20 protein-coding genes are annotated in these 24,140 nt (G+C 67.0%); 12 read left to right on the top strand and 8 right to left on the bottom strand.

The genetic code is table 11. The features are described 5' to 3' along the window. The first annotated feature begins 119 nt into the window (after positions 1–119). From recA to DFQ14_RS10485, 3 genes are read left to right on the top strand one after another with little or no spacing between them, the layout of a single operon-like run. On the top strand, positions 120–2,273 hold the full coding sequence (gene recA / locus DFQ14_RS10495) for an intein-containing recombinase RecA (protein WP_114453029.1): 2,154 nt from the start codon (positions 120–122) through the stop codon (positions 2,271–2,273). Between the two features lie 9 nt (positions 2,274–2,282). Then, the gene (locus DFQ14_RS10490; protein ID WP_114453028.1) at positions 2,283–2,978 is read left to right on the top strand and encodes a regulatory protein RecX; all 696 of its coding nucleotides are present in this window, start codon (positions 2,283–2,285) and stop codon (positions 2,976–2,978) included. 55 nt (positions 2,979–3,033) lie between these two features. Then, positions 3,034–3,714: an HAD family hydrolase gene (locus DFQ14_RS10485; protein WP_114453027.1), complete on the top strand. Its 681-nt coding sequence runs from the start codon at positions 3,034–3,036 to the stop codon at positions 3,712–3,714. Positions 3,715–3,756: 42 nt separating this feature from the next. Here DFQ14_RS10485 and eda read toward each other — a convergent pair whose 3' ends face one another. Both eda and edd read right to left on the bottom strand, forming a co-directional pair. Beyond that, positions 3,757–4,380, bottom strand: coding sequence for a bifunctional 4-hydroxy-2-oxoglutarate aldolase/2-dehydro-3-deoxy-phosphogluconate aldolase (eda, locus tag DFQ14_RS10480; RefSeq protein ID WP_114453026.1), 624 nt, complete (start codon positions 4,378–4,380; stop codon positions 3,757–3,759). A gap of 50 nt (positions 4,381–4,430) precedes the next feature. Next, positions 4,431–6,287 carry a phosphogluconate dehydratase gene (gene edd, locus DFQ14_RS10475; protein WP_114453025.1) on the bottom strand — a complete coding sequence of 619 codons (1,857 nt, stop codon included), beginning with the start codon at positions 6,285–6,287 and terminating at the stop codon, positions 4,431–4,433. A 250-nt stretch (positions 6,288–6,537) separates the two neighbouring features. On the opposite strand from edd, the gene DFQ14_RS10470 reads away from it, so the two are divergent. Beyond that, positions 6,538–7,173: a transporter substrate-binding domain-containing protein gene (locus DFQ14_RS10470; protein WP_114453024.1), complete on the top strand. Its 636-nt coding sequence runs from the start codon at positions 6,538–6,540 to the stop codon at positions 7,171–7,173. 14 nt (positions 7,174–7,187) lie between these two features. Here DFQ14_RS10470 and DFQ14_RS10465 read toward each other — a convergent pair whose 3' ends face one another. From DFQ14_RS10465 to DFQ14_RS10450, 4 genes are all read right to left on the bottom strand, one after another. Next, on the bottom strand, positions 7,188–8,078 hold the full coding sequence (locus DFQ14_RS10465; protein WP_114453023.1) for an amino acid ABC transporter permease: 891 nt from the start codon (positions 8,076–8,078) through the stop codon (positions 7,188–7,190). Further along, positions 8,075–8,725, bottom strand: a complete 651-nt coding sequence (locus DFQ14_RS10460) for an amino acid ABC transporter permease (protein ID WP_114453022.1) — start codon at positions 8,723–8,725, stop codon at positions 8,075–8,077. Before DFQ14_RS10460 ends, DFQ14_RS10465 begins: the two co-directional genes overlap by 4 nt. Positions 8,726–8,790: 65 nt before the next feature. Further along, on the bottom strand, positions 8,791–9,702 hold the full coding sequence (locus DFQ14_RS10455; RefSeq protein WP_114453020.1) for a glutamate ABC transporter substrate-binding protein: 912 nt from the start codon (positions 9,700–9,702) through the stop codon (positions 8,791–8,793). Positions 9,703–9,776: 74 nt separating this feature from the next. After that, positions 9,777–10,532 carry an amino acid ABC transporter ATP-binding protein gene (locus DFQ14_RS10450; RefSeq protein WP_338072597.1) on the bottom strand — a complete coding sequence of 252 codons (756 nt, stop codon included), beginning with the start codon at positions 10,530–10,532 and terminating at the stop codon, positions 9,777–9,779. A gap of 317 nt (positions 10,533–10,849) precedes the next feature. Between DFQ14_RS10450 and miaB the strand changes: the two genes are divergently transcribed. Both miaB and DFQ14_RS10440 read left to right on the top strand, forming a co-directional pair. Continuing rightward, positions 10,850–12,343, top strand: coding sequence for a tRNA (N6-isopentenyl adenosine(37)-C2)-methylthiotransferase MiaB (gene miaB, locus DFQ14_RS10445; protein ID WP_257233634.1), 1,494 nt, complete (start codon positions 10,850–10,852; stop codon positions 12,341–12,343). Continuing rightward, entirely contained in the window at positions 12,331–12,855 is a 525-nt protein-coding gene (locus DFQ14_RS10440) for an Rv2732c family membrane protein (protein ID WP_246195584.1), read from the top strand. Before miaB ends, DFQ14_RS10440 begins: the two co-directional genes overlap by 13 nt. 49 nt (positions 12,856–12,904) lie before the next feature. Here the strand turns inward: DFQ14_RS10440 and DFQ14_RS10435 are convergent, their stop codons facing one another. Further along, a complete protein-coding gene (locus tag DFQ14_RS10435; RefSeq protein ID WP_114453017.1) occupies positions 12,905–14,233 on the bottom strand; it encodes a DUF349 domain-containing protein in 1,329 nt (442 codons plus the stop codon). A gap of 307 nt (positions 14,234–14,540) precedes the next feature. On the opposite strand from DFQ14_RS10435, the gene miaA reads away from it, so the two are divergent. From miaA to DFQ14_RS10415, 4 genes are all read left to right on the top strand, one after another. Then, positions 14,541–15,458, top strand: coding sequence for a tRNA (adenosine(37)-N6)-dimethylallyltransferase MiaA (gene miaA / locus DFQ14_RS10430; protein WP_114453016.1), 918 nt, complete (start codon positions 14,541–14,543; stop codon positions 15,456–15,458). A gap of 10 nt (positions 15,459–15,468) precedes the next feature. Beyond that, positions 15,469–16,338 carry a diaminopimelate epimerase gene (gene dapF / locus DFQ14_RS10425; protein WP_246195585.1) on the top strand — a complete coding sequence of 290 codons (870 nt, stop codon included), beginning with the start codon at positions 15,469–15,471 and terminating at the stop codon, positions 16,336–16,338. Positions 16,339–16,408: 70 nt separating this feature from the next. After that, the gene (gene hflX / locus DFQ14_RS10420; RefSeq protein WP_114453013.1) at positions 16,409–17,911 is read left to right on the top strand and encodes a GTPase HflX; all 1,503 of its coding nucleotides are present in this window, start codon (positions 16,409–16,411) and stop codon (positions 17,909–17,911) included. Between the two features lie 38 nt (positions 17,912–17,949). Beyond that, a complete protein-coding gene (locus DFQ14_RS10415; RefSeq protein WP_246195586.1) occupies positions 17,950–18,996 on the top strand; it encodes an SdiA-regulated/phytase-like domain-containing protein in 1,047 nt (348 codons plus the stop codon). Between the two features lie 30 nt (positions 18,997–19,026). Here DFQ14_RS10415 and lexA read toward each other — a convergent pair whose 3' ends face one another. Continuing rightward, positions 19,027–19,767 (bottom strand): transcriptional repressor LexA, encoded by a 741-nt coding sequence (gene lexA, locus DFQ14_RS10410; RefSeq protein WP_420810149.1) that lies wholly within the window; start codon positions 19,765–19,767, stop codon positions 19,027–19,029. A 753-nt stretch (positions 19,768–20,520) separates the two neighbouring features. Between lexA and nrdR the strand changes: the two genes are divergently transcribed. Continuing rightward, on the top strand, positions 20,521–21,003 hold the full coding sequence (nrdR, locus tag DFQ14_RS10405) for a transcriptional regulator NrdR (RefSeq protein WP_114453010.1): 483 nt from the start codon (positions 20,521–20,523) through the stop codon (positions 21,001–21,003). A 164-nt stretch (positions 21,004–21,167) separates the two neighbouring features. After that, entirely contained in the window at positions 21,168–23,996 is a 2,829-nt protein-coding gene (locus DFQ14_RS10400) for a vitamin B12-dependent ribonucleotide reductase (RefSeq protein WP_114453009.1), read from the top strand. Positions 23,997–24,140: the final 144 nt, after the last annotated feature.

Below are 24,140 nucleotides of genomic sequence, written 5' to 3'. Positions count from 1 at the left end.
TGTATTCACAAGGAGCCCGGCTGTCCACAGATTCGCAGGCCCGAGGGTGGATTGTCGGCCCCAGCCCGTAGCGTCGGTTCCGACACGACACAGTTCGATTCGATCGAGGTGGACCCCCGATGGCAGCAACATCCGACAAGGGCCCCGACAAGGGCAAGGCCCTGGAGCTCGCCCTCGCCCAGATCGACAAGCAGTTCGGCAAGGGATCGGTGATGCGGCTCGGCGAGGAGTCGCGCACGCCGGTCGCGGCCATCCCCACCGGGTCCATCTCACTGGATGTGGCACTCGGCGTCGGTGGCCTGCCGCGTGGCCGGATCGTGGAGATCTACGGCCCCGAGAGCAGCGGCAAGACCTCGGTGGCCCTGCACGCCGTGGCCGGGGCGCAGCAGGAAGGCGGCACGGCGGCGTTCATCGACGCCGAGCACGCCCTCGACCCGGACTACGCCAAGGCGATCGGCGTGGACACCGATTCCCTGCTGGTCTCCCAGCCCGACACCGGTGAACAGGCGCTGGAGATCGCGGACATGCTGATCCGCTCCGGCGCGCTGGACATCATCGCCATCGACTCGGTGGCCGCACTGGTGCCGCGCGCCGAGATCGAGGGGGAGATGGGCGACAGCCACGTCGGCCTCCAGGCCCGCCTGATGAGCCAGGCCCTGCGCAAGCTCACCTCGGCTCTCTACAGCGCTCAGACCACAGCCATCTTCATCAACCAGCTCCGCGAAAAAGTCGGGGTCATGTTCGGATGCATGCATTACTCCACTCGAGTGACACTCGCGGACGGTTCTCAGGAAAAGATCGGCAAGATCGTCAATCAGAAGAGAGACGTCGAGGTGATGTCCTACGATCCGGAGTCCGATCGCATCGTTCCTCGCAAGATTGTGAACTGGTTCAACAACGGCCCGACGGACGAGTTCCTTCAGTTCACGGTTGCCAAGTCCGGCAAGAACGGCCGGGCACAGTTCGCAGCGACCGCCAATCATCTGGTTCGCACACCCGGCGGTTGGCGCGAAGCCGGGGAACTGATGGCCGGAGACCGACTGCTGACCTCGGAAGAGCACGTGCTCGGTGATCAGCAGTGGCAGGTCGTGCTCGGATCCTTGATGGGCGATGGCAGTCTCTCGCCGAACCAGCGGGATCGCCATGGTGTCCGATTCCGAATGGGACACGGCGTTCAACAGACCGCATATCTCGACTGGAAGACGGAACTGCTCGGCAATGTTTCCTCCAGTCGTACCGAGAACGCCAAGGGTGCTGCCTTCACCGACTTCACGCCGCTGCCGGAGCTTCACGAGCTGTACGAGGCGGTGTACTTCGGTGACGGCAAGAAGCATCTGTCCTGGGACTACCTCAAGGCACTGACCCCGTTGGCGCTGGCCGTCTGGTACATGGACGACGGGTGCTTCACCGTCCGCTCGAAGGGAGCGCAGGAGCGCACGCACGGAGGCAGCGGTCGGATCGAGATCTGCCTCGAGGCGATGAGCCCGGGCAGCCGGGAACGGGTCGTGGAGTACCTGCGTGACACTTACGACCTGGATGTCAAGCTCACCAGCCGTGGTCGGCGTGGAGTGTCTGTACTCCAGTTCTCGACCGCGTCCACGGCGAAATTCCAGGAGTTGATCGCGCCGTACGTGCATCCGTCGATGGAATACAAGCTGCTGCCTCGGTATCGAGGGCAGTGTGCCGTGAAGCCGGTTTTTGTTGATCCCGAAATGCGACTGGTGCCCGCACGGATCCTCGATATTCACGTCAAGCCCGAGACTCGAGGGATGAACCGCTTCGACATCGAGGTGGAAGGCAACCACAACTATTTCGTCGACGGTGTCATGGTCCACAACTCACCCGAGACCACCACGGGCGGGAAGGCGCTGAAGTTCTACTCGTCGGTGCGGCTGGACGTGCGTCGGATCGAGACGTTGAAGGACGGCTCCGATGCGGTGGGCAACCGCACCCGGGTGAAGGTGGTCAAGAACAAGGTCAGCCCGCCGTTCAAGCAGGCCGAGTTCGACATCATCTACGGTCAGGGCATCAGCCGTGAGGGCTCGCTGATCGACATGGGTGTCGAGCAGAGCTTCATCCGCAAGTCCGGTGCCTGGTACACCTACGAGGGCGATCAGCTCGGCCAGGGCAAGGAGAACGCCCGCAAGTTCCTGCGGGACAACCCGGACGTCGCCAACGAGATCGAGAAGCGGATCAAGGAGAAGCTGGGTATCGGTGCGGCACAGCCGGAGTCGGAGGAGACCGAAGCCGAGCCCGCCCCGGTCGACTTCTAAGGCACCGTCATGAGCACCGCGGACTCGGGTCGTCGTGGGAGCGGTTCCCGCAGCCGCTTCCACGACGACCCGTACGGCAGCGAGAGCCACGGCGAGCCGAACCGTGCTGCCCCCGGCGAAGCCGGTACCGACGAGGGCGAGACCGAGGCGCCTCGCTCGACGAAGGCTCCGCAGGCACCCGAGCAGCTTGCTCGGGAAACCGTGTACCGCCTGCTGGCCGCCCGGGCACGGAGCCGCTCCGAACTGATGCAGGCGCTGCTGCGCAAAGGCATCCCCGCCGAGACGGCGGACGGCGTGCTGCAGAAGTTCGAACAGGCAGGTCTGATCGACGACGCCGCCTTCGCCGAGAGCTGGGTGCGTCAACGGCACGAGCACCAAGGGGTCGGGCGCAGAGCGCTGCGGGCCGAACTGCACCGCAAGGGCGTCGACGACGAGGCGATCGCCGAGGCAGTGTCCCAAGTGGACGATGATGCGGAGGCCCGGCGAGCGCGGGAGCTGGTGCGGCGCAAGCTACGCGGCATGCGTGCCGTGGCCCCCGTTGCCAGAACCCGCCGCCTGGTGGCGATGCTGGCACGCAAGGGCTACAGCGAGGGCCTGGCTTTCCGGGTGGTGCGGGAAGAAACCGAGGATCCGGAAGTCGGGGATACGGAAACCGAGGACTTCGCTGTGGACGGTGCCGATGTGGACGATCCGGAGCCTCGCTGATCGAAACGAGTGACGGAGCTTGGTCGTGGTGATCGTGAACCCGTAGGCTCGGCGGGTGACGAGTTCGGCCATCGCGCGCAGCACGCGGCACATCATCTGGGATTGGAACGGCACCCTCCTCGACGACAACGATGCCGTGGTCGCGGCGGTGAACAAGGTCTGTGCGGCCTTCGGCTGCGAACACATCGATCTCGAGCGCTGGCGTGCGGTGTTCGGCCGCCCGCTGCACCGCTCTTACGAGCACGTGCTGGGGCGTGCGCTCGGTGAGCACGACTGGACACGGATCGAGAAGCTCTATCACGATGCCTACCGCGAGCTGCTGCCCACGTGCGGCCTTGCCCACGGCGTCCCCGAGAAGCTGCGGGCCTGGATCGACTCGGGGCGCACCCAGTCGCTGCTGTCGATGTGGTTTCACGACGAGCTGGTCCCGCTGGTGGAGACCTTCGGTCTGAACGCGTTGTTCACCCGCATCGACGGTCTGCGCGCCGAGATCGGAGGCGGTTCGAAGGCGGACTGCCTGACCGAGCACGTCACCGTGCTCGGAATCGACCCCGCCGAGACCGTGCTCATCGGGGATGTGGCCGACGACGCGCACGCCGCCGAGCGGGTGGGAGCCGATTGCGTGCTGCTGACCACCGGTGTGATGGCGCGGCCCGCTCTGGAAGCCACCGGTTTCCCGGTGGTCGATTCGATCACCGAAGCGCTCGAGACGGTCGAGGCCGAGGCCGCCGCATAGTGCTGCCGGCAGGGATCGGCCCGCAGGCAGCACGGCGGTTGCTCAGCCGAGTTCGGCGGCCTGCCGGGCCAGGGCCTCGACGTGGTCCCAGTCTCCCGCGGCGAGCGCCGAGCCGGGAGTCAGCCACGAGCCACCGATGCAGTCGACGTTGGGCAGCGACAGGTAGCTCGGCGCATTGTCCGCCGTGATGCCGCCCGTGGGGCAGAACCGCAGGTTCGGCAGGGGGCCGGTGAGGGATTTGAGGTAAGCCGCCCCGCCGCTGGGTTCGGCGGGGAAGAACTTCAGGGCCTGCGCGCCGCGCTCGGCCAGGCGCAGGGCTTCCGAGGCGGTACTGACACCGGGAAGGGCGGGCAGGCCGGTGTCGTCGATGTCGTCCAGCAGCCGCTCGGTGCAGCCGGGGGTGACCAGGTAGCGGGCGCCGGCCTCGGCGGCTTCGTGTGCCTGGCCGGGTTCGGTGATGGTTCCGGCCCCGACCACGATGTCGGGGACTTCGGCGGCGATGCGTTCGAGAGCGGGCAGTGCCACCGGAGTGCGCAGGGTGACTTCGATGGTGCGGATCCCGCCGCGCAGCAGGGCCTGCGCGGCGGGAACAGCGTGTTCGGTGTCGGTGAAGACGACCACGGGCACGACGGGGCCGAGTTCGAGGATCTCGGTTGCGGAGTTCACGGCTGGTGGTCCATTCGAGGGTCGGTCGGGTTGGTTCTTCGGGGAGGAGGTCAGGCCGACACGTCGTTCGGCGTGGCTTGGTGCTCGAGCGGGGCGAACACGCTCGCGCCGCGATCGGCACGGCCGACCGTGGCGCGGAAGGCCGCGAACAACTCGCGCCCGGTGCCGAACTGGCTCGAGGTGGCGCCGCAGGCGGGTTCGCGGGAGGCCAGTTCGTCGGCGGGAACCAGCACTTCGAGGGTGCCGTGGTCGCTGTCGAGCCGGATGATGTCGCCGTCCCGCAGCTTCGCCAGCGGGCCGCCCGAGGTGGCCTCGGGGGTGACCTGGATCGCGGCCGGGGTTTTGCCGGACGCTCCGGACATGCGGCCGTCGGTGACCAGGGCGACCTGGTGTCCGCGGTCCATGAGCACGCCCAGGCCGGGGCTGAGCCCGTGCAGTTCGGGCATGCCGTTGGCCTGCGGGCCCTGGTTGCGGACCACCACGACCACGTCGTGGTCCAGTTCGCCCGCCTGGAAGGCAGCGGTGAACTGGTGCTGGTCGTCGAAGATCCGTGCCGGTGCGGTGACGTTGCGGTTGCCCGGTTTCACCGCCGAGACCTTGATGACCGAACGTCCGAGGTTGCCGTCCAGCACGCGCAGACCACCGTCCGGGGCGAAGGGCTCGGCAACGCTGCGCAGCACGTCGGTGTCCAGGCTGCGGTGCAGCCCGTCGCGCCAGACGAGTTCGCCGTCTTCGAGGAAGGGCTGCTGCCGGTACCGGTCGAGTCCGTGGCCTGCCACGGTGCGCACGTCCGGGTGTACCAGCCCGGCGTCGAGCAGCTCGCCGACGAGGGTCTGCACTCCGCCCGCGGCGGTGAAGTGGTTGATGTCGGCGGAGCCGTTCGGGTACACGCTGGCCAGCAGCGGGACGACGGCGGACAGCTCGGAGAAGTCGTCCCAGGTCAGTTCGATTCCCGCGGCGGCGGCGACCGCGACCAGGTGCATGGTGTGGTTGGTGGAGCCGCCGGTGGCCAGCAGCGAGACCACGCCGTTGACGATCGCGCGCTCGTCCACGATCTCGCCGATGCCGGGGGCGTCGTCCTCGCGCGCCGCCGCGACGACGCGGCGGGCGGCTTCCTCGGTCAGCGCCTTGCGCAGCGGTGTGCCGGGGGCGACGAAGCTGGCGCCGGGCAGGTGCAACCCCATCATCTCGACGACGAGCTGGTTGGAGTTGGCGGTGCCGTAGAACGTGCAGGTGCCGGGGGAGTGGTAGGAGGCCGATTCAGCCTCCAGCAGGTCGTCACGGGTGGCCTTGCCCTCGGCGAACAGCTGGCGGATGCGGCTCTTCTCGCCGTTGGGCAGGCCGGAGGCCATCGGCCCCGCGGGCACGAGCACGGTGGGCAGGTGGCCGAAGGAGAGTCCGCCGACGAGCAGGCCGGGCACGATCTTGTCGCAGATGCCGAGCAGCAGGGCGCCGTCGAACATCTCGTGGGACAGGGCGACTCCGGTGGCCATCGCGATCACGTCGCGGGAGAACAGGGACAGTTCCATGCCGGTGCGTCCCTGGGTGATCCCGTCGCACATGGCGGGCACGCCACCGGCGAACTGCGCGACACCGCCGGCGGCGCGGGCGGCGTCCTTGAGCCACTCCGGGAACTGCGCGTAGGGCTTGTGCGCCGAGAGCATGTCGTTGTAGGCGGACACGATCGCCACGCCGGGCCGGACCAGTTCCTTGACGGACTGCCGGTCGGTTCCGCTGATCGCCGCGAAACCGTGGGCGAGGTTGCTGCAGCCCATGTTCGCGCGGGCGGGGCCGTCCCCCTTGGCCGCCTCGATCCGTTCGAGGTAGGCGCGCCGAGTGTGCTCGCTGCGTGCCGCGATGCGATCGGTGACCTGCTGGACCACCGGATGGATGGGCGCGCGCGTCATTCTCCGCCTCCTGGAGTGTGGATGTACACATGCGGGCGACGACGCTGGCGCCTTCGATGGCAATCGAGATGCTCAGTGTAGTGCCTGCGGCAGGAGCGTCAAAACCGATCCAGTGGCGGGTCCGGTGGTGTCGTCGTCACCATCCTTTGTGGAGTGAGCGGGTGGGACTTTCCGGTCGACCGGCCGCAGTGGCCGGAAAGGACGCGGTGAGTCTGGACATCGGTTCGGCCGGGTACGAGGATGATGGCCCATGCGGAGTCGAGCGGCTGCGGTGATGGTGTCCGCGGGTGTGCTGCTGTCGGCATGTGGGCAGGGGGAGAGTCCTGGGCGACCCACCTCGGTACCGGGGCCGGCGAGCCCGGGCGGTTCGGCGGTGGTTCCCTCCCCGTCGAGCGATCCGGTGGAGGTCCAGGGGTCACCGACGATCGCCGAGATCCGCAAGCGGGGAACGTTGCTGGTGGGGCTGCGCTCGGACGCACCGGAATTCGTGCACCGCGAGCGCGGTGAGTACACCGGTTTCGACGTGCGGATCGCGCGAATGCTCGCCGAGGGGTTGGGGCTGGATCCCGAGACCCGGGTGGCGTTCCGCCTGCTGCCGCCGACGCTGCGCGCGGACGCGATCGCCACAGGCAGTGTGGACATTCAGATCGGCGGTGTCGATCCGCAGACCTCGCGCGTGGCCGAGGTGGGCCCGTATGCGCTGACGGGACCTCGGGCAGCGACGACCGCGCACTTTCTCGGCATTCCGCCGCACGATGCCGCGTTGCGCGAGGAACTGCGGCACATCCTCACTCGGTCGGTCGCCGAAGGGCGATGGCGACGTGCCTACGAGGCCACGCTCGGCGAAGCGGGGGTAGCTGCCCGGCCACCGGACCTGCCTCGCTGAGCGTGGCCTCGGGGTCAGTGACCTCCGCCGGTGGCATTCCCGGTCGCTGCCGGTGTCCGATGGGGCCGGGCAGGACGGCTCGGTCCCTGCCTGCCCCGGCTGAGGCGCCGCTCGGTGAACACCGCCAGTCGGCTCAGCGAGTAGTTGATGGCGATGAAGACCACCGCGACGACGAAGTAGATCTGGATCGGGTTGTTCAGGTTCTGGATGGCGATCTCGGCTTCCTGCACCAGTTCCGGGTAGCTGATGACATAACCGAGCGAGGTGTCTTTGAGGACCACCACGAGCTGGCTGATCAATGCGGGCAGCATGGTCCGGAACGCCTGGGGCAGCAGTACCGTGAGCAGCACCTGGCTGCGGCGCATCCCGAGCGCGTAGGCGGCCTCGCTCTGGCCGCGCGGCAGGGACAGGATCCCGGCGCGCACGATCTCGGCGATGATCACCGAGTTGTAGGCGGTCAGTCCGATCACCAGGTACCACAGCAGCGGCAGTTCGATGCCGAGCTCGGGCAGCACCCGGGCGGCGAAGAAGATCGCGATGACGACCGGTATCCCGCGCAGGAGTTCGATCACGCCGACGACCGCCCAGCGGTACCACGGGGCGCTGGTGATCCGGGTCAGTGCCATCGCGGTACCGATCACCAGGGAGAGCGCGATCGACAGTGCGGCGGCTTGCAGGGTGTTGACCAGCCCCTGCCCGAGAATGTTCCACAGGGCCGCGAAGTACTCGTGCGAGGGATCGACGAGCGGGCCCCACTTGTTCATGGTGAACTGGCCCGCCGCGGCGAGCTGCGCCACGGCCCAGGCGGCGATGCCGAGCAGCGCCACGCCGACGACGATGCTGGTGTAGCGGGCACGGCGCTTGGCGCGAGGTCCGGGGGCCTCGTACAGCACGGAGTTCGTCATCGGGCGATCGCCACCTTCCGTTCGACGATCCCGAGGAGGAGACCCGCGGGAATGGTGATGATCAGGTAGCCGAGCATCACGCCGATCAGTACCGGCAGTGCCGCCTCTCCCTGGGCCGAGGTGAGGTTCTCCCCGACGGAGAAGAGATCCCCGCCGACACCGAAGGCGCCGACGATGGCCGAGTTCTTGATCATCGCGATCATGACGCTGCCCAGTGGGGGAATGACCGAGCGCACCGCTTGTGGCAGCACGATCAGCGACAGGGTCTGGCCGAAGCCGAGCCCGACGGACCGTGCGGCCTCGGCCTGGCCGGGCGGGACCGCGTTGATCCCGCTGCGGATCGCCTCGCAGACGAACGCCGAGGTGTACAGCGCCAGGCCGATCGTGCCGAACACGAAGTAGGTGCCGTTGATGCCGAGTTCGGGCAGCCCGAAGGCCATGAAGAACAGCACCACCAGCAGCGGGCTGTTGCGGAACACGGTGACCCACGAGGTGCCCACTGCTCGCAGTGGCGTGAGAGGGGAGACCCGGCAGGCGGCCATGATCGTACCCAGCAGGAGGGCGAGCAGCCCCGAGTACAGGCAGATTCGCAGGGTCGTGACGAGACCGTCCCGGTAGAGGGACAGGTTGTCGGTGATGACGTGCACGGTTCACTCCGGCCTTGTGGGGGCCGCAGGCTCCGGCCTGTGACCCCCACAGCCTCAGGTACGGGTCAGCTGCAGGTGTTCAGCTCGGGCAGCTTGGGGTTTTCCTCGGAGACCTTGCCCGCGGTGGCTTCCCACGCCTTCTGGTAGGTGCCGTTCTGCGCGGCCTTGGTCAGGCTCTGGTGGATGAACTGGCAGAACTCGGTGTCGCCCTTGGTGATGCCGACGCCGTAGGGCTCTTCGGTGAAGGGCTTGCCCACCAGCTTGAACTTGCCGCCGCTTTCGTTGACCAGGCCGAGCAGGATGACGTTGTCGGTGGTCACCGCGTCGACCTGGCCGGTGCGCAGCGCGTCGGCGCACTTCGAGTAGACGTCGAACAGGACGAGGTTGGCCGGGTCGATGTACTTCTTGATCTCCTCGGACGGGGTGGAGCCGCGGGCCGAGCAGACCTTGGCGCCGGTCTTGCGCAGCGACTCCGGCCCGGTGATCTCGGTGTTGTCCTTTTTGACCATGAGGTCCTGGCCGGCGTTGTAGTACGGGCCTGCGAAGCTCACGCGCTGCGCACGCTTGTCGTTGATCGTGTAGGTGGCCACGACCATGTCCACCCGGTCCTGCTCGATGTAGGCCTCACGGCTCTTGCTCGGTGTCTTGACCCAGTTGATCTTGTCCGCGGGAATGCCGAGCTGCCCGGCGATGATCCGGGCGATCTCGATGTCGAAGCCCTGCATCGTGCCGTCCAGGCCCTTCAGGCCGAACAGGGGCTGGTCGAACTTCGTGCCGACGGTGATCGAGCCCTGCTTGCTCAGCTTCGCCATCGTGGTGCCCGGTTCGAACGACGGGTTCTCGGCGACGGGAGCCTGGAAGCTGTCCTGCCCGCCACTGCCGAGCTGGTTGGTCGAGCCCGAACCGCAGGCAGTGAGCACGAGTCCCAGTGTTGCCGCCAGGGCGGCGGCGACTGCACGGGGTTTGCGGGAGCGCATGTCTGTGTCCTCTCTGCTCGACGAACAGCCGCGGTGGCGGCTGCGGCCTTCCATACGTGTCCTGGGTGGGTACGTCAGTGGGTGAGGATCTTGCCGAGGAAATCCTTGGCGCGGTCGGTTGCCGGCGCCTGGAAGAAGTCCTCCGGGACGGAGTCCTCGGCGACCTCCCCGTCGGCCATGAACAGCACGCGATGCGCCGCTCGGCGTGCGAAGCCCATCTCGTGACTGACGACGAGCATGGTCATACCGTCCGCGGCCAGGCCGGTCATCACGTCGAGGACCTCGTTGACCATTTCGGGGTCGAGCGCGGAGGTCGGTTCGTCGAACAGCATCACCTTCGGCCGCATCGCCAGCGCTCGAGCGATCGCCGCCCGCTGCTGCTGACCGCCGGAAAGCTGCGCCGGGTACTTGTCCGCCTGGTCGGCGATACCGACGCGTTCCAGCAGCTGCATCGCTTCGTCGCGAGCGGCGGCCTTGCCGGACTTGCGGACCTTGATCGGCCCCAGGGTGACGTTGTCGAGGATGCTTTTGTGCGCGAACAGGTTGAACTGCTGGAACACCATGCCGACATCGGCGCGCAGTTCGGCCAGCGCGCGTCCCTCGGCGGGCAGGGGAACACCGTCGAGGGCGATGGAGCCGGAGTCGACGGGTTCCAGCCGGTTGATCACCCGGCACAGCGTCGACTTGCCGGAGCCCGATGGCCCCAGAACCACGACGACCTGGCCACGGGGTACTTCCAGGTCGATGTCTCTGAGTACGTGCAGTGCGCCGAAGTACTTGTCGACCGCGGACAGCCGGATCATCGGCGTGTCCGTGGAAACTTCGGTCATTCGTTCTCCTGACCGGCCGGGGACGTCGGATGCGATGGCGGCAACTTAAGCCGTGATCAGGCGATAGTCCAGAAAAAATGGGTCAACGCAGGTTGCAACTCGGTTACGAGACGGTGGTTCTTGCTGTCCGTGGTCGGGAGGATTCGTTCCGTGGTGGTGTGGCGTTCCGACTTCGGTGCTCCCGTTGGAGATCGTCCGAGGTCGCTTCGTCGGGGAGCACGGTGCTCGGTCGCGGTGGGCAAAGAGCGTGGACAGCAGCGGTTCCGCCGGGCAGCAGGGGTGAAATCACGTACCTGAGCAGGGGATATGGTGTAACGGTGGGTACGAGCAGCGGTGTAAAGACGTACGAGGTCCGAACGTACGGCTGCCAGATGAACGTGCACGACTCCGAGCGGCTGTCCGGGCTGCTGGAGGACGCCGGCTACGTGCGTGCCTCCCGGGATGTCGACCCCGATCTTCTCGTGTTCAACACGTGTGCGGTACGGGAGAACGCCGACAACCGGCTGTACGGCACTCTGGGGCATCTGCGTCCGGCCAAGCAGCACAACCCGGACATGCAGATCGCCGTCGGTGGTTGCCTGGCGCAGAAGGATCGAGGCGAGATCGTCCGGCGCGCGCCATGGGTGGACGTCGTGTTCGGCACGCACAACCTCGGATCGCTGCCGACGCTGCTGGAGCGTGCGCGGCACAACCGGGAAGCCGAGGTCGAGATCCTCGAATCGCTCGAGACATTTCCCTCCACGCTGCCCGCGCGCCGCGAGTCGACCTACTCCGGCTGGGTGTCGATCTCGGTCGGCTGCAACAACACCTGCACGTTCTGCATCGTTCCCTCGCTGCGTGGCAAGGAGAAGGATCGCCGCCCCGGGGAGGTCCTGTCCGAGGTGCAGGCACTGGTTTCCGAGGGCGTGCTCGAGGTGACGCTGCTGGGGCAGAACGTCAATGCCTACGGTGTCGAGTTCGGCGACCGCTACGCCTTCGGCAAACTCCTGCGCTCGTGCGGGGAGATCGAGGGGCTGGAGCGGGTTCGCTTCACCTCCCCGCACCCGCGGGACTTCACCGACGACGTCATCGAGGCGATGGCCGAGACGCCGAACGTCTGTCCCCAGCTGCACATGCCGCTGCAGTCCGGCTCCGACCGGATCCTGAAGTCGATGCGCCGCTCCTACCGCTCCGAGCGGTACCTGAACATCCTGAGCAAGGTGCGGGAAGCGATGCCCGACGCGGCGATCACCACCGACATCATCGTGGGTTTTCCCGGCGAGACGGAAGAGGACTTCCAGGCCACCCTCGATGTGGTGCGCCGGGCGCGATTCTCCAGCGCTTTCACGTTCCAGTACTCCCGGCGCGAGGGCACCCCGGCCGCGGAGATGGACGGTCAGCCGCCGAAGGAGGTCGTCCAGGAGCGCTACGAGCGCCTGGTGGCGCTGCAGAACGAGATTTCCTGGGAGCTCAACACCGAGCTCGTGGGACGTGATGTGGAACTGCTCGTCGCCGAGGGCGAGGGGCGCAAGAACGCCGAGACACGACGTATGTCCGGGCGTGCGCGGGACGGGCGCCTGGTGCATTTCACGCCCGTCGGCGACTTGGTCGAGGGCGAGGTCCGTCCTGGTGACATCGTGCACACGACGGTGACGCGCGCGGCCCCGCACCATCTGATCGCCGACGGCGAGATCCTCGCACACCGGCGTACCGTGGCCGGTGATCATTGGGAGCGGGGACAGCGCCCCAAGACCTCCGGAGTCGGCCTGGGACTCCCGTCGTTCGGAGCGCCGGCAACGGAATCGACGAGCGAACAGGGATGTGCGTGTTGAGCGAGCGCGGCGCCGGGGAATCACAGAAGCAGGACGGAGAGGGTCACGTGCCCCACACGGCCGAACAGGACGTCCGTGCCCAGCTGTCGAGAGCCGAACGCGACCTGGGACGCAGAATCGACCCGGGAAGGCGGGCCCTGGTGATCACCGGGGTCATGCTGGTGCTGGTGCTGTGCTCGCTGCTGCCGTGGATCGGAGGGGCGACCGGCTGGCAGGTACTGGTGGGGAGTGCCGATCCCGCCCTGAACGTGGGCCTGCTCCCACGACTGTTCGCGATCAACTCCGGTATCGCGGGCGTGCTGATCAGCACGCTGGCGCTGACGACCCGGCGCTGGGCCCTGTCCTTCGTGGCGGCCCTGGCCTGCGGGGTGGTGGCACTGGAAGGGCTCATCGCGATCTGGGCCCGACAGACGGTCCCGCAGGCGGGGCCGTCCGTCGGGCTCGTCCTCGCGGCGATCTGCATGTTCGTCCTGGTCGGCCAGTGGTTGCGGATCGCCTGGTCGCGCCCCTGATGGGGCCCGTGCGGGCCACTTCGCGAGGAGCCCGCACGGGTTCCGGCGGTCAGCGGTCGGCCAGTGCGTGCTCGGCCGCGGTGAGCCACTCGCGCCACTGCTCGGCCTGCTGCTCGGCTTTCTCGGCGCGGCGCTGATCCCCCGACGAACGGGCCTTGTTCGCCTGCGCCTCGAACTGCTCGACCTTCTCCCGGAACTGCTCCACCCGCGCCTGGGCTTCGGGGTCGGTACGGCGCCACTGCGCATCCGAGGTCGAGCGGACCCGGTCGACCACCGCGCGCAGCCTGCCTTCGAGTTCGCGCATCCGGTCGCGAGGGACTTTGCCGATCTCGTCCCAGCGCTGCTGGACGCGCTGCAGCTGGGACTGCGCGGCCGCGAGGTCGGCGCCGGGGTCGATCCGTTCGGCCTCGTCGAGGAGTTGTTCCTTGAGCCGGGCGTTCTCGGCGAACTCGGCGTCGCGTTCGGAGAACGCTTGGGAGCGCCGGGCGAAGAACGTGTCCTGGGCGGTGCGGAAGCGCTGCCACAGCGCCTCGTCACTGTCCTTGGGTGCCCGCCCGGTGGCTTTCCACTCGGCCATGAGCTGCTTGTACCGGGTGGCGGTGGCTCCCCAGTCGGTGGAGTCCGTCAGGGATTCCGCCTCCTCGACCAGCTTCTGCTTGTGCTCCTTGGCGACTCCGCGTTGGCGGTCGAGTTCGGCGAAATGGGCGCCGCGACGCCGGTTGAACGCATCGCGGGCCTTGGAGAACCGGCGCCAGAGCTGCTCGTCGGTCTTGCGATCCACCCCGCGGACGGTCTTCCACTCCTCGAAGATCGCCCGGAGCCGATCCCCGGCACTCTTCCAGTGCGTGGCCTCGGCACCGATCTGCTCGGCCTCTTCGACGAGTGCTTCCTTGCGGGAAACCGCCTCCGCTCGGGCTTGTTCCCGTTCGGTCCGGGCGCGCTCGACGGCGTGCTCGGCATGCTCGATCACATGCTGGACACGAGCGGCCAGGGCGTCGAGGTCGCCGACCACCGCAGCGTCGGCGAGCCCGTCGCGGAGGTGTTCGGCGCTGGCCAGCGTCTGCTTCGGGTCCCCGGCGTGCGTCGACAGCCGGGTTTCCAGCAATTCGACCTCGGTACGCACGTCATCGAACTTCCGTGCGAAGTGGGCCAATCCCTCGGCGGCGTCACCCGCCTGCCAGGAACCGATCGCACGTTCACCCTGTGCGGTGGTGACGTAGACGGTCCCCTCGGAATCGACCCGACCCCACCGGCTCGGGTCACCGGACGCGGTGGGAACGGCCGGGGGAGCAGTGTGAGCTCCGGTCCTGCCGGTGGCCGAGTTCGCGGTCGTCGTCTCGTTGGCGACGGCCTCCGGCGTTGTTTCCTGATGTCTCATGGCCGGCTTCCTCCTTGCGTGCCCGCTCCGATGCCCGTGCGCAGTACGGGCGCCCCGTTGGACGGGGCCCGGCAAGCGTTGATCCGGTCTTTGCGCACAACCGATCTCCGCTGGCGCATTGAAACAGTTCACCGCAACGATCGCCTACTCCTGGCCGGGTGACCGCAGAGAGGCACGCGGCGGTGCTCCCGTCTCGGCTCGGCGATTTTCGAGCGTGTCCTGCACCGTGTCATTGTCTCCGGTCGTCCGTACAGACCTCACCGGTGGTCCGGCAAAGGGACACCGGGCACGCCTAGAGTCTGGAACCATGTCCGATGCGATCTCGCCGCGCCCGGTGGCTGTCGTCGGTCCCACCGCCACCGGTAAGTCGGAACTGGCTTTGCAACTGGCCACCGAACTGGGAGGCGAATTGGTCAATGCCGATGCCATGCAGCTCTACCGGGGCATGGACATCGGCACCGCCAAAACACCGGTTTCCGAGCGCCGGGGAATCAGGCATCACCTGCTGGATGTGCTCGACGTGACGGAGACGGCTTCGGTGGCCGTGTATCAGCAGCAGGCTCGCGCCGTCATCGAGGGCCTGCTCGCGCGGGGGGTGAGGCCGATTCTGGTGGGCGGCTCCGGTCTCTACATCCAGGCGGTGCTCGACGAGTTGCACTTTCCGGGAACCGATCCGGACGTACGCGCTCGCTGGGAGCAGAAGCTGCACGAGTACGGTGCCGCGGCCCTGCACCGGCGCCTGGCCGAACTCGATCCGCCCGCGGCGGAATCGATCCTGCCGAGCAACGGTCGACGCGTGGTGCGGGCGCTGGAGGTCATCGAGATCACCGGAAAGCGTTTCTCGGCGAATCTTCCGACGCCGGGCCCGCCCCGGTATTCGACGGTGATGGTCGGTCTCGACCGGTCGGTGGCCGAGTTGGATGATCGGGTGGATGCGCGGGTGACGCGGATGTTCGACGCCGGACTCCTGCAGGAGGTGCGGCAACTGGAACGGGCCGGTATCCGCCGTGGGCGTACCGCCTCGCGCGCTCTCGGATACCAGCAGGTGCTGGCCGAACTCGACGGGGCCGGGGACATGAGTACGGCCGCGGCCGAGACCGCCAGGATGACCCGCCGGTTCGTCCGCAAGCAGCGCTCGTGGTTCCGCCGGGATCGCCGGATCCACTGGTTCGATGCCGCCGGGGGGGATCGGGCAGGGCAGGTGCGTGCGTTGCTGGGCACGTAGACTGTCGATCGTGCAGCTCGATGCAGGTTCCCCGCTCGTCCAGGGGCCCGAGTTCGTCAAGGGACACGGCACCGAGAACGACTTCGTCGTCCTGCCGGATCCCCGGGGGGAACTGAAACTGACCGAGGCACGCGTTCGGGCGCTGTGCGATCGGCGGCAAGGCCTGGGAGCCGACGGTGTCCTGCGGGTGGTCCGGGCCGGTGATGTCTCCGATGCGCCCGCCACGGTTTCCGAGGACATCTGGTTCATGGATTACCGCAACGCCGACGGTTCGGTTGCCGAGATGTGCGGCAACGGCGTGCGGGTCTTCGCCCGGTATCTCGTGGAAGCCGGCCTGGCACGTTCGGGTGAATTTTCGCTCGGCACTCGTGCCGGTGTACGCACCGTGATCACCCATGCGGACGGACGCGTCAGCGTGGACATGGGACCGGCTTCGGTGCTGGGGGAATCGACCGTGTCGGCCGGTGAACACACCTGGGATGGGATTGCGGTGGACCTCGGCAACCCGCATCTCGCCTGCGTGACGACTGCCGAGCTGGGCACTCTCGACCTGTCGACGGCCCCGCTGTACGACACCGGGTTCTTTCCGAACGGGGTCAATGTCGAGTTTGTGCAGCGCAAGAGCGCAGAGCGCGTGCGCATGCGTGTCCATGAGCGGGGGGTCGGCGAAACCCGGTCCTGCGGTACGGGGACCGTGGCAGCCACCGTCGCAGCCCTGCGCGAGGACGGCGACGACACCGGCCGCCGCATCGTCGAGATCCCCGGTGGCACCGTCGAGGTGGAAATAACGGAGGCGACCAGCACGTTGACCGGTCCGGCCGAGTTGGTTGCCCGGGGATGGCTCGGCGCCGAATGGTGGCAGCACGCCGACGGTGGCTGAGCACAGAGGGTGATCGGCCGAATGAAACGAGGAAAAATCCCTCGCGCGTCGTGGAACAATGGATGGTGATATGAACAAACCCGTATCGCAATCGCGCCGCTTCGAGCCGACCGGGCTCGAGGCATCCGAACTCGAGGTCGACACGGTCGAGGAGGAGTCCCCGGACGGGGTCGGCTCCTCGGGAGACCCGTCGATCGGGGAGCTGGAGCGGGCCGAGCGTGCTTCGCTGCGGCGAGTGCCGGGCCTGTCCACCGAACTCTCCGACGTTACCGAGGTCGAGTACCGGCGGCTCCGCCTGGAACGAGTGGTCCTGGTCGGGGTATGGACCGATGGTGACGTCGAGCAGGCCGAAGCCTCGCTGTCCGAGTTGGCTCAGTTGGCCGAGACAGCCGGTTCGGAAGTGCTCGAAGGGGTCGTCCAGCGCCGTGACCGTCCAGATCCCGCCACCTATGTCGGGGCGGGCAAGGTGCGCGAACTGCGAGACATCGTGGCTGCCACCGGTGCCGACTCGGTGATCTGCGATGGTGAGCTCGCGCCGGGACAGCTCCGGCAGCTGGAGGAAAAGACCAAGGTCAAGGTGATCGACCGCACGGCCTTGATCCTGGACATTTTCGCCCAGCACGCGAGCTCCAAGGAAGGCAAGGCCCAAGTCGAGCTGGCGCAGTTGCAGTACTACCTGCCCCGCCTGCGCGGATGGGGTGACAAGATGTCCCGGCAGGCCGGCGGGCGTGCCGGAGGTGGCAATGGTGGCGTCGGTACCCGCGGACCCGGTGAGACCAAGCTGGAGATCGACCGCCGCAGCGTGCACAAGCGGATCACCAAGCTCCGCAAGGAGCTGGCCTCCATGCGCACGATCCGCGATACCAAACGTGCTCGGCGTACGGCCAACGCGGTGCCCAGCGTGGTGATCGCCGGCTATACCAACGCGGGCAAGTCCAGCCTGCTCAACGCACTGACGGGCACGGGTGTGCTCGTGGAGGACGCGTTGTTCGCGACCCTCGATCCGACCACGCGCCGTGCGCGGACACCGGATCGCCGGGAATACACGCTCAGCGACACGGTCGGCTTCGTACGGCACCTGCCGCACCAGCTCGTCGAAGCATTCCGATCCACGCTCGAAGAGGTCAGCCGTGCCGATCTGTTGCTGCACATCGTCGACGGGTCGGATCCCGCGCCGCAAGAGCAGGTCACAGCCGTCCGGGACGTGCTGACGGAGATTTCCGACGAGCACGGAGCTCCCATGCCGTCGGAACTGCTGGTGGTGAACAAGACGGACTCGGTGGATGCCACCAAGATCGCCGAGTTGCGCAGGCTCCTGCCGAATGCGGTATTCGTCTCCGCCCAGACCGGGCAGGGGATCGAGTCGCTCCGCGAGGTCATCGCCGATCGACTGCCGCGGCCGGACGTGTTCGTCGATGCACTGGTGCCCTATTCCCGTGGTGAGCTGGTCTCCCGGGTGCATTCCGAGGGAGAGCTGGTCGACGAGGAGCACACGGCCGATGGCACTCGACTCCGTGCCAAGGTGCGCGTGGACCTGGCCCATGCACTGAAGCCCTTCGCGGGCGCTGGGTGAGTTCCCTACGGCGCGGTGGCGCCGTTACCGCAGTACTGTTGCTCCTGTCGCTGGGTCCGGGCATCGGCACGGCGGTGGCCCGAAAGGGATCGCCCCCGTTGCCCGCACCGTCCGCACGATGCCACGTCACCGATGAGCGCCTCTCGGAACTTTCCGGGCTCGCTGCGGAGGGAGAGTCCTGGTATGCGGTTACCGACGGCGGCAGCGTACTGAAGGTCTACGTTCTCGACCCGGGGAATTGCTCCGTGCGCGACGTCCGTACGGCCGGTATCGACCCTTACGACGTCGAGGACCTCGCGCTCGCCGCCAACGGTGACCTCTGGCTTGCCGACACCGGTGACAACAGCCTTCGCCGGGAAACCGTGGCACTGCATGTGATGTCCGCGGGCGGAAGTGCCACTCTGTACCGCCTGACATGGCCGGATGGCCCGCACAACGCGGAAGCGTTGATACTGGGTCCCGAAGGCGTTCCGCACATCATCACGAAGGAGCCGTTCGGGCCCGCCGGGATCTACCGGCCCGCGGCTGAGCTCACCACGGCAAGTACCACGCCATTGGAGAAAGTCGGTTCGCTCGCCGTGGAAGCGACCCGGACTCCGGGTGGCCCCCTTCCGGGCACACTCGGTTCCGTCGTGGTGACGGGAGCAGCGGTCAGCCACGATGGAACCGTGGTGGCGGTGCGCACCTATACGGATGCGTACCTGTACTCCGCACCCGGCGGCGACGTTCTCGCGGCATTGCAAGAGGAGCCGTTACGGGTTCCTCTTCCGCACGAACCTCAGGGCGAAGCCCTGGCGTTCGAACCCGACGGTACGATCCTTTCCGCTTCGGAGGGCAGCCGGCCGGTACGTGCCATCCCCGGGGTTGTCCAGGCGATGCGGACCTACGGTGCTTCCATCGACTCGTCAACGGCTCCAACAGGCACCACGTCTCATGCGGAAAACCGCGACAACACTCCCGAGGGGATGAGGTCGGCAGGTGATGATCGATTCGGGCTGTCGACCACGAAGACAGCGTTGCTCGTGGGCGCTACCGCTGCCGTGATCATCGTGTTCGCAGGTCGACTCCGTCGCCGCAGTCGCTGACGGTACACATACGAGTGAGTCGCCTGTGCTTCACAGGCGGCGCAGGACGGCAACGACCTTACCCAGGATCGTCGCTTCGTCCCCCAGGATCGGTTCGTAAGCGCTGTTGTGCGGCAGCAGCCAGAGATGATCCTCGGTGCGCTTGAACGTCTTGACGGTGGCTTCGCCTTCGATCATGGCCGCGACGACATCACCGTTGTTGGCGTCGGGCTGCTGGCGCACCGCAACCCAGTCCCCGTCGGTGATCGCCAGGTCGACCATCGAGTCCCCGACGACCTGGAGCAGAAAGAGCGATCCTTCGCCGACGATCTCCTTGGGCAAGGGGAAGACGTCGTCGACGGATTCCTCGGCGAGGATGGGGCCGCCCGCCGCGATTCGGCCCACCACCGGCACGTAGGCGGGATGGGTCTGGCCGGTGAATTCGGTGTTCTGGTCGCCGTCCGCCACCAGGACACCGACCGTACGCGGTCGATGCGGGTCCCGGCGGAGGTATCCTTTCCGTTCGAGCACGCGGAGCTGGTAGGCCACCGATGAGGTGGAGGTGAGCCCGACGGCATTCCCGATCTCGCGGACGCTCGGTGGGTAGCCGTGCTCGCGCATCCAGGTGCGGATCGATTCCAGCACGTTGCGCTGGCGCGGGGTGAGCTCGTCCGCCGTGGTCGCCTGCTGTGGCAGGTCCCGTACCTCGGCCTCCGCGTTCCCGGCCTCGCGTCCCGTGCCGGGCGTGTCGCCTGCCCGGTTCGGGATCGGGTCGGTAGCATTCGTTCCCACCGCTGCCTCCTGCCGCATGAAGAGCCCTATTCGGGTGTGTGGTTTCCACAGTAGAGGCGACAGCAGCATCGATCAAACACCTGTTCGAGCTAATTTTCCGCGGAATCTCGCTTTCCGGACGTAGTGGTGGTATCTCTACACGGGCAGATCCGATCGAACTGGAGTTCGGTAGTCGTTCGCCGTGGGAGGTGCCATGCCGGCGCATCGTGACCGCAGAGCTCGTTGTGGGACGGTTCGTCGTGTCCGTTGCCGTGGCGGGTCGGTCGCTGTCGGCCGGAGGTCGCGGCGTACCCTGAGCTGCCGATCAGGGCGGTCCGGTACGGGCACGTCGATACGGCAGGTGCCCCCGGTTGCCGCACGGGATCGCCCCGCTCCCTCCCGCGGGAGGGCCGAGTGGGCGTGCCTTGCTGCGGTGGCGATCTTCACACTCTGCATCGTTGTGTTGACGGGCACGTTCATCGGGTTCGCCGAAGCGGGCTCGGGTCCGGTCGCCTGCCGTGCGGAGGTGCCTGCGAGTCCTCCGCGGTGCTGAACTGCGGTTTCGCGCGGGCCGGTTTTCGTGGCGGGCGAGCGGGCGTGTCGGTTTGCTTCCGCATGGGCTTCGGATTAGAGTCGACCACAACATCTAGTAGTTGCACTGCTGTAGTTAATCCACAGCTTGGGCTTGTCTTCTCTGGTTGCACGTGGGAGCGAAGCGCCGGCTGTCGCGGTTTGCGAGTGGTGGCACCGGCATGAGGAAGGGGGTGAACACCGGTGCGGTGTCCGTTCTGCCGGGATGAGGGCTCGCGGGTTGTCGACTCGCGGGAGGTCGAGGAAGGTCAGGCCATCCGGCGTCGGCGTTCCTGCCCACAGTGTGGCCGCAGGTTCACCACCATCGAGGAGCTCGTGCTGACGGTGGTCAAGCGTTCCGGTGTCACCGAACCGTTCAGTCGCGAGAAGGTTCTCCGCGGTGCGCGTCGTGCCTGCCAGGGAAGGCCGGTCGAGGAGGACGCCCTGCAGCAGCTCGCGCACCGGGTCGAGGACACGATCCGCTCCCTGGGGATGTCCGAGGTCCCCAGCCATGAGGTGGGATTGGCGATCCTCGGGCCGCTGCGGGAACTGGACGAGGTGGCCTACCTGCGGTTCGCGAGCGTCTACCGTGCCTTCTCCTCCATCGAGGACTTCGAGAAGGAGATCGTGGATCTCCGTGCCGCACGGGACGGGCGGCACGACGAGCAGGGAACGAACGGAAAGTGAGTAAGTCGCGCAAGCGTGCGGCCCGGCGTGGATCGGCGCGCACGAGGCGGCAACGGACGGCCCCGCCGGGGGCGTCCCAACGGAATGAAGCACGCCCGAACCGGACGGGGAGCCCGGGCGGGGGCGGTCCACGAGGAGCGAGCAACAAGGGAGAGGGTCAGGTCATGGCAGAGACCGTCGGTAGCCCGGCCGCTGCGGGGGAACCGGAGTCCGGTCAGCACCGTCAGGGCATTCGGGTGCAGCGTGTCTACACGACGGAAGGCGTTCATCCCTACGACGAGGTGACCTGGGAGCGCCGCGATGTGGTGATGACGAACTGGCGGGATGGTTCGATCAACTTCGAGCAGCGGGGAGTGGAGTTCCCCGACTTCTGGTCGATGAACTCGGTCAACATCGTGACCAGCAAGTACTTCCGTGGTGCTCTGGGGACTCCGCAGCGGGAGAACAGTCTGCGGCAGCTGATCGACCGCGTGGTCGGGACCTACGTGCGCAACGGTGTCGCCCACGGCTACTTCGCCGACGAGGCGGATGCGGAGGTTTTCGAGCACGAGCTGACCTACATGCTGCTGCACCAGGTGTTCAGCTTCAACTCGCCGGTGTGGTTCAACGTGGGCACCGAATCGAAGCAGCAGGTCTCTGCCTGCTTCATCCTGTCGGTGGACGACACGATGGAATCGATCCTCGACTGGTACAAGGAAGAGGGGCTGATCTTCAAGGGCGGCTCCGGAGCGGGGTTGAACCTCTCGCGTATCCGCTCGTCGAAGGAACTGCTCACCTCGGGAGGGACCGCTTCCGGTCCCGTGTCGTTCATGCGTGGCGCGGATGCGTCCGCCGGGACCATCAAGTCCGGTGGGGCGACCCGGCGTGCGGCGAAGATGGTGGTGCTCGACGTCGACCACCCCGACGTGGAGGAGTTCGTCGAGACCAAGGCCAGGGAGGAGCACAAGATCCGCGCGCTGCGCGACGCCGGGTTCGACGTCGATCTCGGTGGTGCCGACATGGCCTCGGTGCAGTACCAGAACGCGAACAACTCGGTGCGGGTCAGCGACGAGTTCATGCGCGCGGTGGAAAACGACGGGCAGTTCGGGCTGCGTGCACGAACGGACGGGTCCGTGGTCGAGACGGTACGAGCCCGGGACCTGTTCCGGAAGATGGCCCGGGCAGCCTGGGAGTCGGCCGATCCGGGAGTCCAGTACGACGACACGATCAACGACTGGCACACCAGCCCGGAGTCCGGCCGGATCACCGCGTCCAACCCGTGCTCGGAATACCTGCACCTGGACAATTCCAGTTGCAACCTGGCCTCGCTGAACCTGATGAAGTTCCTGCGCGAGGACCTCACGTTCGATGCGGAGCTGTTCTCCAAGGCCGTCGAGTTCGTCATCACCGCGATGGACATCTCGATCTGCTTCGCGGACTTCCCGACCGAGACGATCGGAGACACCACCCGCGACTTCCGTCAGCTCGGGATCGGCTATGCCAATCTGGGGGCCCTGCTGATGGCGACCGGGCATGCCTACGACTCCGATGGTGGCCGGGCCTTGGCCGCCAGTGTGACCTCGTTGATGACGGGAGCGGCCTACAAGCGTTCGGCCGAGTTGGCCGGTGCGGTCGGCCCCTATGCGGGATACTCGCGCAACGCGGAGGCGCACCAGCGCGTCATGCGCAAGCACGCTGCCGCCAATGACCTGATCCGCACCTACCACCACAACGATATCGCCGTGCACCGCCTGGCCTCCCGGGTATGGCAGGAAGGCCTGGAGATCGGAGCGCACAACGGCTGGCGCAATGCCCAGGCCTCGGTATTGGCTCCGACCGGCACCATCGGTTTGATGATGGACTGCGACACCACGGGAATCGAACCGGACCTGGCCCTGGTCAAGTTCAAAAAGCTCGTCGGTGGCGGTTCGATGCAGATCGTCAACCAGACGGTGCCTCGAGCGCTGCGGGCGCTGGGATACCAGCAGGAGCAGATCGAGGCGATCGTCGAGTACATCGCCGAACACGGTCACGTCGTCAACGCTCCGGGGCTGCGGCCGGAGCACTACGAGGTGTTCGATTGCGCCATGGGCGAGCGCTCGATCGCCCCGATGGGCCATGTGCGGATGATGGCGGCCGTGCAGCCGTTCCTGTCCGGGTCGATCTCCAAGACCGTGAACATGCCGGAGGAGGCCAGTGTCGCCGACGTCGAGGAGGTCTACTTCGAGGGCTGGCGACTCGGGCTCAAGGCACTGGCGATCTACCGGGACAACTGCAAGGTCGGGCAGCCGTTGTCGGCAGGCAAGGGGGATCGTTCCGAGAACGAGAAGACGGAGGAGAAGCAGGTCGAGTATCGCCCGGTACGCAAGCGGCTGCCGAAGAAACGCCCGAGCGAGACCGTGTCGTTCACAGTGGGCGGTGCCGAAGGCTATCTGCATGCCGGTTCCTATCCGGATGACGGACTCGGTGAAATCTTCGTCAAACTCGGCAAGCAGGGCTCGACGTTGTCGGGTGTCATGGATGCCTTCTCGATGTCGATCTCCGTGGGGCTGCAGTACGGCATCCCGCTGGAGTTCTACGTCTCCAAATTCCAGAACCTTCGTTTCGAACCGGCCGGAATGACCGATGATCCGGATGTGCGCATGGCCAGCAGCGTGCTGGACTACCTGTTCCGGAGGTTGGCGCTGGATTACCTGTCGTACGAGAAGCGAGCCCAGTTGGGCATCTTCACTCTCGAGGAGCGCAATGCGCAGGTGTCCGGCTACGACGCCGATCAGGCCGTGGACAACGATGTCGAGCTGGACACCATGCGCTCGACGGTGGATTATTCCGCGGCACCGTCGAACTCGGCGAGTGAGGACGAGCAGCGCGTGGGGAGTTCGACGGAGCTGCTGGAATTGAGGCTGGGCAAGGCGGCCGATGCGCCACTGTGCATGACCTGCGGGACGAAGATGCGTCCCTCCGGAGCCTGCTACCTCTGCGAAGGCTGCGGTGCCACTTCCGGATGCAGCTGAGAAGCGAGCGGATCCGATGCACCGCTGATCAACCGCGAATAAGAGCATACTGACAGGTCAGAGGGTGGTCCGATGTCGAGTCGGGCCACCCTCTGTTCGTGGATCGGCCATGGTGGAGCCGGTTGCGTGGAACTCGGAATCGGC

This window comes from Halopolyspora algeriensis, from assembly GCF_003337235.1.
GTDB classification, from domain to species: domain Bacteria; phylum Actinomycetota; class Actinomycetes; order Mycobacteriales; family Pseudonocardiaceae; genus Haloactinomyces; species Haloactinomyces algeriensis.
The sequence above is the reverse complement of the archived record's forward strand: the minus strand, read 5'-3'. Positions and strand labels throughout refer to the sequence as shown.